Consider the following 12791-nt stretch of genomic DNA (forward strand, 5'->3'; position numbering starts at 1 on the left):
CACCGGATGGACTGAAATGATGATTTTATCGACGTTTGTTCGCCGGGCGAGAAAACAGGACTGAGTGGGACAGATGTCACAAACGCCAATCGAATTCAAAGGTAGCAGTTTTACCCTGTCTGTTGTTCATCTGCACCATCCCGAACCTGAAGTGATTCGCAAGGCGCTTCAGGACAAAATCGATCAGGCGCCGGACTTTTTAAAAAACGCGCCGGTGGTACTTAATGTGGCGGCGCTCAACGGCAACGTCAACTGGAAACAGCTCCAGCAGGCGATTGCCGCGACCGGATTGCGTATCGTTGGCGTCAGCGGCTGCAAAGACGAGGCGCTAAAGCGCATGATCGCCCGCGCGGGCCTGCCTGTTCTGGCGGAAGGCAAAGAGAGCATCAAGCGCAGCGAAGCGCCTGCACCAGAGGTTCAGCCTGCCGCGCCCGCAGAACCGATGGCCAGCAAAACGCGTATTATCACGACGCCGGTGCGTTCCGGGCAGCAGATTTACGCGCGCAATGCCGATCTGATCGTCACTAACAGCGTGAGCGCCGGCGCCGAGCTGGTCGCGGACGGCAATATTCATATTTACGGCATGATGCGAGGACGCGCCCTGGCTGGCGCCGGCGGCGATCGCAACAGCCAGATTTTTTGCACCAACCTGGCAGCAGAGTTGGTCTCCATCGCTGGCGAATACTGGATCATGGATCAAATCCCGGCGGAATTTTTTGGTAAAGCCGCGCGCCTGAGCCTCGCAGAAAGCGCGCTGACTATCCAGACACTTAATTAGGCCCCTTTTCTTCTGTTAAGGAAATCAATATTTATGGCACGCATTATTGTAGTTACATCCGGTAAAGGGGGCGTTGGCAAGACCACGTCAAGCGCGGCCATCGCCACCGGTTTAGCGCAAAAAGGCAAAAAAACGGTCGTTATCGATTTCGATATTGGTCTGCGTAACCTCGACCTGATCATGGGCTGCGAACGCCGCGTGGTTTACGACTTCGTGAACGTCATTCAGGGCGATGCCACGCTGAACCAGGCGTTGATTAAAGACAAGCGCACCGAGATGCTGCACATTCTGCCCGCTTCCCAGACCCGCGACAAAGATGCGCTGACCCGCGAAGGCGTGGAAAAAGTGCTGAACGATCTGGCCGCGATGGATTTTGACTTTATCGTGTGCGACTCCCCGGCGGGGATTGAAACCGGCGCGCTGATGGCGCTCTACTTTGCCGACGAGGCGATTATCACCACCAACCCGGAAGTCTCCTCGGTGCGCGACTCCGACCGCATCCTCGGTATTATCGCCTCTAAATCCCGCCGCGCTGAAAACAGCCTCGAGCCGGTTAAAGAGCACCTGCTGCTGACCCGTTATAACCCTGGCCGCGTTAATCGTGGCGATATGCTGAGCATGGAAGACGTGCTTGAGATCCTGCGCATTCCACTGGTTGGCGTTATTCCGGAAGACCAGTCGGTGCTGCGCGCCTCTAACCAGGGCGAACCAGTGATCCTCGACACGAATTCCGATGCCGGCAAAGCCTATGCTGATACCGTAGATCGGTTACTCGGCGAAGAACGTCCCTTCCGCTTTATTGAAGAAGAGAAGAAGGGTTTCCTGAAACGCCTGTTCGGGGGATAAACCATGGCATTACTCGATTTCTTTTTATCCCGGAAGAAGAACACTGCCAACATAGCCAAGGAAAGGCTGCAGATTATCGTGGCAGAACGCAGAAGGGGCGACAGTGAGCCCCATTATCTTCCGCAGCTTAAGCGCGACATTCTGGAAGTGATTTGCAAGTACGTGAAGATCGACCCCGATATGGTCACCGTTCAACTTGACCAGAAAGGCGATGATATTTCTATTCTGGAGCTGAACGTGACGCTACCGGAAACGGAAGAAGCGGCCAAATGATTGTGTGCAGTTCCTGATGTTCCCCTGCTTCTGAGCAGGGGAATGTTTTCTGTCAGAACTGAGCCAGAATAGCCTCGATGCGGGTTTTAAACAGATCGCCGCGCCAGCCTGCCAGCAACTCCGGCACGCGCGTTTGCGGCTTAAGTCCCCAGTACTGGCTTAATACCTGGTTGATTTGACGACGCGACGCCAGCAGCTCCTGACTAAAGCCGGTTTCCTGACTCACTTCCTGCACCAGCGCTTTTATCGCCTTAAACACGTTCTTGTAGTGCGGATGATCCACCAGATTGCCCAGCGGCGGCGGCAGCGCCTCTTCCGGCAGCGCCTGCGCGTCAGCCACCAGCGCCAGCAAGGTTTTGCCGTGGAAGCGGATTTCATGGCCCGACAGGCCGAGGTGATCCAGCTCGCCCATTGAGCCAGGCATAAAGCGCGCCACTTTCCACAGATTCTCTTCGCGCACCACGAAATTCACCGCCATATCTTTTTCGCGCGCCACGTTGAGACGCCATGCGGCGAGCAGCTGCAAAGCCGCCAGCTGACGAGGACGCAGCTGCCAGGCGTTAGTGATCTCGCGCCAGGCTTCCTGCGGCTGCAGCACGTCGAGCCGACGCTGGCAGAGCTGTTCGCACTCGCTGAGCGCCGCGGCCATATTGCCCGCCTCTTCGGTCATGGTCATCAGCTGCTGCGCGATAGGCAGCAGATAGTGCACATCCGCCGCGGCGTAGTCGCACTGACGCTGAGTCAGCGGACGCGCCAGCCAGTCGGTGCGCGATTCGCTCTTATCCAGCGTCGTCTGGGTAAAATGCGCCACCATGGCGGCAAAGCCCCATGAAAGCGGCTGACCGCTGAACGCCGCCAGAATCTGCGTGTCGATCATCGGCTGCGGCAGCACGCCGAAACGGTGCAGAAATACCTCAAGATCCTCGCCGCCCGCGTGCAAGAATTTTGTCACCTGCGTGTCGCTCAGCAGAGCGATAAAGGGCGTCCAGTCACTGATCGTTAATGGATCGATCAGCACCAGCTGTTCGCCATCAAACAGCTGGATCAGCCCCAGTTGAGGATAAAAGGTGCGGGTGCGGACAAATTCGGTATCCAGCGCGACAGCCGCATGCTGGCGGGCCTTCTGGCACACGGCGGCCAGTTGCTCATTTTGGTCGATCAGCGAATAATTCAAATCTTGTTTTCACCGCGACAGACTGCGCGCGGCGCTCCATCTCATCATCAATAAAAACGCCGGGCTTCGCCGGCGTTCAACCAGAAATCTTATGGTCTCAGCTTGCGCTGGGCCGGGCTTCATCACGCAGTTCGCGCCGCAGGATTTTGCCCACGTTACTTTTGGGCAGCTCGTCGCGGAACTCGATAATTTTTGGCACCTTGTAGCCTGTCAGCTGGCGCCGACAATGGTCAAGAAGCTCCTCTTTGGTCAGCGAAGCGTCTTTTTTCACGATGCAGACCTTTACCGCTTCGCCCGACAAATCACTTGGTACGCCGATCGCCGCCGCTTCCCGCACTTTGGGATGCTGCATTAAGACATCTTCAATCTCGTTGGGATAGACGTTAAAGCCTGAGACGAGGATCATATCTTTTTTGCGGTCGACGATGCGGATAAAGCCTTGTGGGTCAACGGTAACAATATCGCCGCTGAGGAGCCAGCCATTTTTCAGCACCTCCTCAGTGGCGTCCGGCCGCTGCCAGTAACCCGCCATCACCTGCGGCCCGCGGATCCACAGCTCGCCTGGCTCGCCAGGAATCACATCGTTGCCCTGATCGTCCACCACGCGCACATCGGTTGAAGGCACAGGCAGGCCGATGCTGCCGGTATGCTCGGTAATGTCATAGGGATTGACCGAGACCAGCGGCGAACACTCAGTCAGACCGTATCCTTCCAGCAGATAGTGGCCGGTGAGCTTTTCCCAGCGCTCCGCTACTGCCTTCTGCACCGCCATACCCCCGCCTGCTGAGAGACGCAACGTTGAAAAGTCGAGCTTATTAAACTGCGCGTCGTTCAGCAGCGCGTTAAATAGCGTGTTGACGCCGGTAATCGCCGTGAAGGGAAACTTCGACAGCGACTTCACGAAGCCGGGAATATCGCGTGGATTGGTGATAAGCAAATTCTGGCCGCCCAGCTCCAGGAACAGCAGGCAGTTCACGGTCAGCGCAAAAATGTGATAGAGCGGCAGCGCGGTGACCACATTCTCTTTGCCGTCGCGCAGCAGTTTGCCGTAGGTCGCTTTGGTTTGCTCAAGATTGGCCTGCATATTCCGATGGGTCAGCATCGCGCCTTTGGCGATGCCGGTCGTGCCGCCGGTATATTGCAGGAACGCCAGGTCGCCATTAGAGACGTCGGGACGTTGATAAGGCATCGACTCGCCCTGCTGCAGCACGTGGCGAAAGCTCACCGCGCCCGGCAGATGGTATTTGGGCACCATCTTTTTAATATATTTAACGACAAAGTTAACCAGCGTGGCTTTTACCGGCCTGAGCTGGTCGCCAAGGCGCGTAAGGATAACGTGTTTAACCGCCGTTTCTGCCACTACTTTTTCCAGCGTGTGGGCAAAGTTCGAGACGATCACGATGGCGCTGGCGCCGCTGTCGTTAAGCTGATGCTTGAGTTCGCGCGGCGTATAGAGCGGATTAACGTTTACGACCACCATGCCCGCGCGCAGCACGCCAAACAGCGCCACCGGATACTGCAGCAGGTTCGGCATCATCAGGGCGACGCGGTCGCCTTTTTTGAGTCCCAGACTGGACTGCAGGTAGGCGGCGAAAGCCCGGCTCTTTTGTTCAAGCTGCCGATAGGTAAGAGGCTGCCCCATATTAATAAAGGCAGTCTGGTCGGCGTAGCGCTGTGTGGCCTGTTCAACTAAATCGACCAAAGAGGTATAACGATCCGCATTAATTTCGGCGGGCACATCTGCCGGATAGCGTTTCAGCCAGACCTTGTTCAAGGGTTCACCTCGATTTATATATTGTTTTTCCATTGCACCCTCAACACCCAGCCAGTTAACAATATTTTAACTCATTGTACCAGTTTGCCCGATTCGGCCTGCTGAGGTTGCGAAGCGCATCACTAATTTTCGTGCCGTTTTCAACGGTAATAAAAAGCCCGGTCGCGGCAGGCGCGGCCGGGCCTGAATAGCACATTAAACGCCTATTCTGTCAGAATAGTTTCTACCTGAGCGGGTCCGCTGTTCATTCCCCAGTAGGGATTTGGCCCCCAGTAGCCAGGGTGATGGCGTGACGGGCCATACCATATCCAGGGATCAATCGGCTGCGGCGGCGTGTTGATCTGCTGCGTCAGATGCCAGCGCTGATAGCCACGTACATCGACGACCACAAAGTTGTAGTTGGCTGCGCCGATAGTCCCCTTCTCGGTTCCCTTGATGTTGCCCAGTACGGTAACGTACTGATTGTTAACATCGGTGGGATCGACGAAGTTATTGATATCGGCATAAATACGCCCGACGGACGCCGCGCCTAAACGCGGGCGGGCGCTGTCGTCCAGCGGCTGGGTGGCGATCTCCAGCCGGGTTTTGCCGTTAAGGTTGGTTACCTTAACCACTTTGCCGCCGAAGCGTGATTCCTGCCCGACATAGAGCGACGGGTCGTTCATCACCCGGACCAGATCCTGCTGGGGAAGCGCGGAGCTTCCTTTAATCGTATCCGGCACCGTTACGCATCCGCTGAGCAGCAGCGCGCACGCTAACAAAACACCGGACATTCCTTTATGACATACTGACATAGGCATTCTCCTAAAAGATGTTTGTTAGACTGGAGCGACCGCAATAAGTTGCGCCGCAATCAGCGGCCCGGCAATTTTTTCCACGCCACTTCGTTGCGCAGATAGGTCGGTTCAGCGTGCTCAGGCTGAACGGTCTCGCCCCGCTGCCACGCCTGCTGCGCCAGCGGCAGCATATCTTCTGCGGCAGGCAGCTCGACGCCGCTCTCCCTGAGCGTTAAGGCATGACCCTGCTGCAGCTGCGGCCAGGCCTGCCAGCCAGTGCCGGCGGTAAACCATTCACCCTCCAGCGCCTGCATGCGCGCCAGCGCCGCTTCCGGCGACAGCACGCTTTCGCTGGCTTCGCCTTGCCACACGCCCTGCGCGTCGCGCTGATACTCGGCCCAGTAGACCTCGCCCATACGTGCGTCGATCGCCGCCAGCACGCGCGTTGCGCCCTGCTTACGATAAGCGCCCTGCGCCAGCGTCGCCAGCGTCGAAATGCCGATCATCGGCAGCATCGCGCCCAGCGCCAGGCCCTGCGCGATACCGATGCCGATACGCACGCCGGTAAAGCTGCCGGGACCGCGGCCAAACGCCAGCGCGTCGAGTGCCGTCAGCTCCAGCTGCTGCGCATGCAGCAGCTCTTCGACCAGCGGCAGAATACGCTGCGTATGGTCGCGCGGCGCAATTTCAAAACGGGCATCGATCTGCTGCTGATTAAGCAGCGCGGCTGAACAGGCTTCTGTCGCAGTGTCCAGCGCCAGGATTCGGGAAGACATAACAACCTCGGGTCATTCAAAACGGCGCGCATGTTAGCACAGCCAAAGGAAAATTACTGTTTCGCCTGCTGCGTGAAAGCGATGGCGCGCGCCAGATCGCGGGTGCGCGGCGTCGGCGGCAGGCTGTTGAGAAACAGCGCCCCATAGGGACGCGACACCAGCCGCTGATCGCAAATCACCAGCACGCCGCGATCGTCCGTGTCGCGGATCAATCGCCCTACGCCCTGTTTCAGGGTTATCACCGCATCCGGCAGCTGAACGTCGCTGAAAGGATCGCCGCCGCGCAGGCGACAGTCCTCCATCCGCGCTTTCAGCAGCGGATCTTCCGGTGAGGTAAAGGGCAGCTTGTCGATAATCACCAGCGACAGCGCGTCGCCGCGCACATCGACCCCTTCCCAGAAGCTGCTGGTCGCCACCAGCAGGGCATTGCCCGCCTCGATAAACTGTCTGAGCAGCTGGCCTTTGCTGGTTTCGCCCTGCACCAGCACCGGCAGCGTCATGCTGGCGCGAAACTCTGCCGCCAGTTCGCGCATCATCAGGTGCGACGTACAGAGAAAGAAACAGCGCCCTTTATTGGCGTCGATCAGCGGTTTCATCATGCGCGCCAGCTGGCGCGCGCCGCCGGGCCGGTTCGGCTCAGGGAGATTACGCGGCACGCAGAGCAGCGCCTGACGCGTATAGTCGAATGGGCTGTTGAGGATCAGGGTCTTCGCCGTACTGACGCCTAAGCGGTCAGCGAAATGATGCATCTCTTCATTCACCGCCAGCGTCGCGGAGGTGAAAATCCATGCCGCCTTACGCGCATCCATCACCTCACGGAACCGTTCCGAGACGGAGAGCGGCGTTAAGGCCAGCGTAAAATGACGCGAGCTGCACTCATACCAGTAGCTGTAGCCAGGCTCGTTGACGGCGCGTAGCCGCTTGAGCCGTCCCCGATAGAGCGCGGCGCGCTCAAACGCCGCGTCCAGCAGCGCCGAGCGTCCCAGCGACATTTTTATCACGTCGTAGCATAGCTCAAGCGCGTCATCGAGCAGCGTAAACATGCGCTGCACATTATTGTCGGCAAAGAGTTCGCGCAGATTGCCGCGATAGCCCGGCTCGCCCAGCGTCAGACGGAAATCCTGCGCGCACTGCGCGAGGCGATCCGCCGCTTTCTGTAGCTGCTGCACGTCGCGTACTTCAGTGCGGTAGGCGATGATAATGTCCTTCGCCAGATCGAGCAGCTGGCGGCTGGAGATCTGCTGGCCAAAATACTGGCTGGCGATATCGGGGAGCTGGTGCGCTTCATCGAAGATCATCACGTCAGCTTCAGGGATCAGCTCCGCGAAACCGCTCTCTTTCACCACCAAATCGGCGAGAAACAGATGGTGATTGACCACCACGACGTCGGCATCCATCGCCCGTTTGCGCGCCTTGACCACAAAGCAATCTTTATAGAGCGGGCAGTCGCTGCCGAGGCAGTTATCATTAGTGCTGGTGACCAGCGGCCAGATGGGGCTGTCTTCGGTTACACCGCCGCAGCTGCTGATATCGCCATCAACGGTTTGCGACGACCAGCCGCGCAGGGTCACCAGATCGCCCAGCGCCTGTGCGTTGAGATCGCCGCCCGCCATCGACTGCTGCTCAAGCCGTTCAAGACAGAGATAGTTAGAGCGGCCTTTCAGCAGCGCGGTTTTACCGGTGAAGTTAAGCGCCTTCGCGATGGTCGGCAGATCGCGGCCGTAAAGCTGATCCTGCAGCGCTTTTGAACCGGTTGATACAATGACTTTCTTTCCGGCGCGCAGTGCAGGAGCGAGATAAGCGTAGGTCTTACCCGTTCCCGTTCCCGCTTCCACCACCAGTTCGCCGCCGGCCTTAACCGCCTCTTCTACTGCCTGCGCCATTTCACGCTGCGCCTCGCGCGGCTTAAAGCCGGCAATTGCCTGCGCCAGCGCGCCTTCTACTGCAAAATCGTCCGCCACACTTCCTCACCCGTTTCGGCAAAAACACTGTAATTATGTCAGTATTCCGCTGGCCGCTCCACAACTGATGACAGCGCACCCCGGGTTATGCCAGGCTATCAACTGGAAAAATAAGGAGAAACAATGACCATTACCCGTATCGACCCCGAACATCGTATGTCCGAAGCCGTTATTCATAACGATACTGTTTATTACACCAGCGTGCCGGAAAACCTCGACGCCGACGCCGAGGCGCAGACTGCCAACGCGCTGGCGGTAATTGACGCCCTGCTGACGCGCGTCGGTTCGGACAAGAGCAAGATCCTCGACGCCACGATTTTTCTGGTAGAAAAGGAAGATTTCGCGGCGATGAATCGCGCGTGGGACGCCTGGGTATCGCCCGGCAATGCGCCGGTGCGCTGCACCGTTCAGGCCGGACTGATGAACCCGAAATATAAAGTAGAGATTAAAATCATCGCGGCGCTGTAAGTATACGGGCCGCGCCGGGCGTTACGCCTCGTCTTCGTCATCTTCGAAGCGCGCCCGGATCCGTTCGCCCTGATGCGTCTGACGGATCTCCTGCGCGACCAGAGTAATCGCCTCTCCGCTGGACATGCCGCCAGCCATCAGCTCCTGAATCCGCTCTACCGCCTGCTGCTGCTGTTCGTGGCTAAGTGCCGGTAAACCTGTAAACATTATTCACTCCTGGTTGCGAGGCGGGCACCGTTCCATGCGGAACAAACAGGTGCCAGCCAGGGAAAAATATGTCAGGCTAACGCCCTCATTGATCTCTGATTTTTGCTGGATAATGGTCTCAACGCTCAGTCTACACTATACGCAGGATGCGCTCAGCGCCTATTTCGCTCGGCTTTCTCACCTTCCCTGGGCGATGCTGCTCACCTCCGGCAACGCCGATCATGCCGATAATCGCTTCGATATGCTCACTGCCAATCCGCGCGCCACGCTGGTGACCCAGGGCGACGTCACAACGCTTGAAACGGACGGCGCGCAACATCGCTCCTCTGAGGATCCGCTGCGGCTGGTGCAGCAGCAGTGCGACGCGCTGGGTATTCATCCCGCCCGCCGTGACGACTTACCGTTTCAGGGCGGCGCGCTCGGCCTGTTCGGCTACGATCTCGGGCGACGCTTTGAAAATCTGCCGCAGCATGCCGCAGACGATCTGACCACGCCTGATATGGCGATCGGCATCTATGACTGGGCGCTGATCGCTGACCACTATCTGCAACGCCTGACGCTGGTGTCGCTGGGCGATGCGCAGGCGCGGCTGCGCTGGCTGCAGCAGTGGCCCGCGCGTGACGCGGCGCCCTTCTCGCTCACCAGCCCCTGGCGATCCAACCTCAGCTACAGCGACTACGCCGCCCGTTTCCAGGCGGTGCAGGACTATATTCAGGCGGGCGACTGTTATCAGGTGAATCTGGCGCAGCGCTTTCAGGCGGGCTATCAGGGCGATGAGTGGCAGGCGTTCTGCCGACTCAACGCGGCCAATCGCGCCCCCTTCAGCGCCTTTTTACGTCTGCCCGACAGCGCTATTCTCAGCCTGTCGCCGGAGCGATTTTTATCGCTAAAAGGCGATGAGATTGAAACCCGGCCGATTAAGGGCACGCGACCGCGCCAGGCCGATGCGGAAGCCGACCGGCTTGAAGCGCTGGCGCTGGCGCGATCGGAAAAAGATCGCGCCGAAAATCTGATGATTGTCGATCTGCTGCGCAACGATATTGGCCGCGTCGCCGCGCCAGGCTCCGTCAGCGTGCCGGAGCTGTTTGTGGTAGAGCCTTTTCCGGCGGTGCACCATCTGGTCAGCACCATTCGGGCGCGTCTGCCGCCAGCGCTGCACGCCTGCGATTTGCTGCGTGCCTGTTTCCCCGGCGGCTCCATTACCGGCGCGCCGAAAATCCGCGCGATGGAGATTATCGACGAGCTGGAACCGCATCGCCGCAATGCCTGGTGCGGCAGCATCGGCTACCTTAGTCTCTGCGGCCGCATGGATACCAGCATTACCATCCGCACGCTGATCGCGGAGCGGCAGCAGCTTTACTGCGCGGCGGGCGGCGGCGTGGTCGCCGACAGCGAGCTGGACGCGGAGTATCAGGAAACCTTACACAAAGTCAGCCGCATTTTGCCTGCGCTTTCTGGAGACGAACCATGCAGCCGCTAACGCTCGACGCCTTTGTTACCCGTTTTATCCTGCAGCAGCCGGAAAAACCGCAGCAGCGTCCCGCCGGTCGCCAGGCCGCAGTGCTGGTGCCGATCGTCGCGCGCGAAGCGCCAGGACTGCTGCTGACGCGCCGTTCGCGCGAGCTGCGTAAGCATGCCGGTCAGGTCGCCTTTCCAGGGGGGATGCAGGATGACGACGACGCCTCGCTGGTGGCCACCGCGCTGCGCGAAGCGCAGGAAGAAGTTGGCATCGATCCCAATAAGGTGAAGGTGCTCGGCCAGCTTGCGCCCGTCACCAGCAGCACCGGTTTTCGCGTCACGCCGGTAGTTGGCATTATCTCCTCTGAGATTGCGCTTCATATCAATCCCGACGAGGTAGAAAGCGCGTTTGAAATGCCGCTGGAAGAGGCGCTGCGGCTTAACCGCTACGCCTCGCTGGAGGTGCATCGCGCTGGTCTGCGTCATCCGGTCTGGCTCTCTGTGTATCAGGAGTATCTGGTCTGGGGCATGACGGCTGGCATTATCCGTTCCCTGAGCCAGCAAATCGCGTTCTGACGCCCGCTTCGTCTCATCTTCCCCGTGAAACTGCCCGTTGTGAGCTTGCTCTCAGCATAACTATTTCTCGCCTGAAAGATTAGTTTATTTCATGCGAAAAGGCGCTCATTTACCCGGGCCCACGATTACTATTAGCGCCATAAACTGCCCCGGCAGAGATAAAAATTTTTTTGTGAGGAGTGTCGCCTGTGATTAGTGTTTTTGACATGTTCAAAGTGGGCATCGGCCCGTCGAGTTCCCATACCGTGGGGCCGATGAAAGCAGGTAAAGAGTTTGTCGATCTGCTGATTGAACAGGGAAAACTTCAGGAGGTGACGCGCATTGCCGTGGATGTTTACGGCTCGCTCTCGCTGACCGGCAAAGGCCACCATACCGATATCGCCATTATTATGGGACTGGCGGGCGCTTCCCCGGCCACGGTAGATATCGACAGCATTCCGGCCTTTATTAAAGATGTTGAGCAGCGCGAACGCCTGTTGCTGGCTAACGGCGCGCATGAGGTAGACTTCCCGCGCGAAGGCGGCATGGTGTTTCGCAGCGAAAACCTTTCGCTGCATGAAAACGGCATGCGCCTGCTCGCTTTTGCGGGCGATCTGCTGATTTTAAGTAAAACTTACTATTCGGTCGGCGGCGGCTTTATCGTCGATGAAGAGCACTTTGGCCAGTCGACGCTGGATGAAGTCAGCGTGCCCTGGCCTTTCCATTCGGCTAAAGAGCTGCTGGCGCACTGCCGGGAAACCGGTCTTTCCCTCTCCGGGCTGGTGATGAAGAATGAGCTGGCGCTGCACTCGCGTGACGAGATCCGAGACTACTTTACCGACGTGTGGCAGACCATGCAGGCCTGTATCGATCGCGGGCTGAACACCGAAGGCGTGCTGCCGGGCCCTCTGCGCGTACCGCGTCGCGCCGCGTCGCTGCGCCGGCTGCTGACCTCGTCGTCGAAACACTCCAACGACCCGATGAACGTGATCGACTGGGTTAATATGTTCGCGCTGGCGGTCAATGAAGAGAACGCCGCTGGCGGCCGCGTCGTGACCGCGCCAACCAATGGCGCGTGTGGTATCGTGCCTGCGGTGCTCGCCTATTACGATCACTTTATCGAAACTGTTACTCCCGATATTTTTACCCGCTATTTCCTCGCGTCGGGCGCCATCGGCATCCTTTATAAGATGAATGCCTCTATCTCCGGCGCGGAAGTGGGCTGCCAGGGCGAAGTGGGCGTGGCCTGTTCAATGGCCGCCGCCGGACTGGCCGAACTGCTGGGCGGCAGCCCGGAACAGGTCTGCGTCGCGGCGGAGATCGGCATGGAGCACAATCTCGGCCTGACCTGCGATCCGGTTGCCGGTCAGGTTCAGGTGCCCTGTATCGAACGTAACGCTATCGCCTCGGTGAAAGCGATCAATGCCGCCCGTATGGCGCTGCGCCGCACCAGCGAACCGCGCGTTTCGCTCGATAAGGTAATCGAGACGATGTATGAGACCGGCAAAGATATGAACGCCAAATACCGTGAAACATCGCGCGGCGGACTGGCGATAAAAGTCCAGTGTGACTAATGTTCCCGTACCGCCTGTTTTTTAAGCGACCGTGAGGAAATACGTCCTGAACCCTACCTCATCGCACTGAATAACGTTAGAGTAATAATTCGCGCGGCCTTTTCAGGCCGCGCGGTTTTTTCACTACCGCTTTTTTATAAAGCATGGCTAAACCTTACCCGGGCCTTGCCG

13 protein-coding genes are annotated in these 12791 nt (G+C 58.4%); 7 read left to right on the forward strand and 6 right to left on the reverse strand.

Going from position 1 to position 12791, the window contains the following annotated elements; translation table 11 throughout:
• Window positions 1-73 precede the first annotated feature (73 nt).
• The 3 genes from minC to minE are packed head-to-tail and all read left to right on the forward strand — an operon-like array spanning window position 74 to window position 1897.
• Window positions 74-778, forward strand: coding sequence for a septum site-determining protein MinC (gene minC / locus MHZ89_RS06265; protein WP_311782290.1), 705 nt, complete (start codon window positions 74-76; stop codon window positions 776-778).
• A gap of 33 nt (window positions 779-811) precedes the next feature.
• A complete protein-coding gene (minD, locus tag MHZ89_RS06270; protein ID WP_120453937.1) occupies window positions 812-1624 on the forward strand; it encodes a septum site-determining protein MinD in 813 nt (270 codons plus the stop codon).
• 3 nt (window positions 1625-1627) lie between these two features.
• Window positions 1628-1897, forward strand: coding sequence for a cell division topological specificity factor MinE (minE, locus tag MHZ89_RS06275; RefSeq protein WP_033746630.1), 270 nt, complete (start codon window positions 1628-1630; stop codon window positions 1895-1897).
• A gap of 52 nt (window positions 1898-1949) precedes the next feature.
• Here the strand turns inward: minE and rnd are convergent, their stop codons facing one another.
• The 5 genes from rnd to MHZ89_RS06300 form a co-directional block, all read right to left on the reverse strand.
• On the reverse strand, window positions 1950-3071 hold the full coding sequence (gene rnd / locus MHZ89_RS06280) for a ribonuclease D (protein ID WP_311782291.1): 1122 nt from the start codon (window positions 3069-3071) through the stop codon (window positions 1950-1952).
• 97 nt (window positions 3072-3168) lie between these two features.
• On the reverse strand, window positions 3169-4845 hold the full coding sequence (gene fadD, locus MHZ89_RS06285; RefSeq protein WP_311782292.1) for a long-chain-fatty-acid--CoA ligase FadD: 1677 nt from the start codon (window positions 4843-4845) through the stop codon (window positions 3169-3171).
• 203 nt (window positions 4846-5048) lie between these two features.
• A complete protein-coding gene (locus MHZ89_RS06290) occupies window positions 5049-5639 on the reverse strand; it encodes a Slp family lipoprotein (RefSeq protein WP_311782293.1) in 591 nt (196 codons plus the stop codon).
• Between the two features lie 59 nt (window positions 5640-5698).
• Window positions 5699-6397: a tRNA (adenosine(37)-N6)-threonylcarbamoyltransferase complex dimerization subunit type 1 TsaB gene (tsaB, locus tag MHZ89_RS06295; protein WP_311782294.1), complete on the reverse strand. Its 699-nt coding sequence runs from the start codon at window positions 6395-6397 to the stop codon at window positions 5699-5701.
• Window positions 6398-6450: 53 nt separating this feature from the next.
• Complete coding sequence (locus tag MHZ89_RS06300) at window positions 6451-8358, reverse strand: ATP-dependent DNA helicase (protein WP_311782295.1); 1908 nt, start codon at window positions 8356-8358, stop codon at window positions 6451-6453.
• A gap of 123 nt (window positions 8359-8481) precedes the next feature.
• On the opposite strand from MHZ89_RS06300, the gene MHZ89_RS06305 reads away from it, so the two are divergent.
• Complete coding sequence (locus MHZ89_RS06305; RefSeq protein ID WP_126690358.1) at window positions 8482-8826, forward strand: RidA family protein; 345 nt, start codon at window positions 8482-8484, stop codon at window positions 8824-8826.
• Window positions 8827-8847: 21 nt separating this feature from the next.
• Here MHZ89_RS06305 and MHZ89_RS06310 read toward each other — a convergent pair whose 3' ends face one another.
• Window positions 8848-9033 carry a YoaH family protein gene (locus tag MHZ89_RS06310; RefSeq protein ID WP_311782296.1) on the reverse strand — a complete coding sequence of 62 codons (186 nt, stop codon included), beginning with the start codon at window positions 9031-9033 and terminating at the stop codon, window positions 8848-8850.
• 109 nt (window positions 9034-9142) lie between these two features.
• Between MHZ89_RS06310 and pabB the strand changes: the two genes are divergently transcribed.
• The 3 genes from pabB (at window position 9143) to sdaA (ending at window position 12620) form a co-directional block, all read left to right on the forward strand.
• Window positions 9143-10513 (forward strand): aminodeoxychorismate synthase component 1, encoded by a 1371-nt coding sequence (gene pabB / locus MHZ89_RS06315; protein WP_311783001.1) that lies wholly within the window; start codon window positions 9143-9145, stop codon window positions 10511-10513.
• The gene (locus tag MHZ89_RS06320) at window positions 10501-11067 is read left to right on the forward strand and encodes a CoA pyrophosphatase (RefSeq protein WP_311782297.1); all 567 of its coding nucleotides are present in this window, start codon (window positions 10501-10503) and stop codon (window positions 11065-11067) included. The genes pabB and MHZ89_RS06320 overlap by 13 nt, the downstream gene beginning before the upstream one ends.
• Before the next feature lie 188 nt (window positions 11068-11255).
• Window positions 11256-12620: an L-serine ammonia-lyase gene (sdaA, locus tag MHZ89_RS06325; RefSeq protein ID WP_120453920.1), complete on the forward strand. Its 1365-nt coding sequence runs from the start codon at window positions 11256-11258 to the stop codon at window positions 12618-12620.
• Window positions 12621-12791: the final 171 nt, after the last annotated feature.

The organism is Pantoea sp. ACRSB (genome assembly GCF_022346905.1).
Taxonomy (GTDB): Bacteria; Pseudomonadota; Gammaproteobacteria; order Enterobacterales; family Enterobacteriaceae; genus Pantoea; species Pantoea piersonii.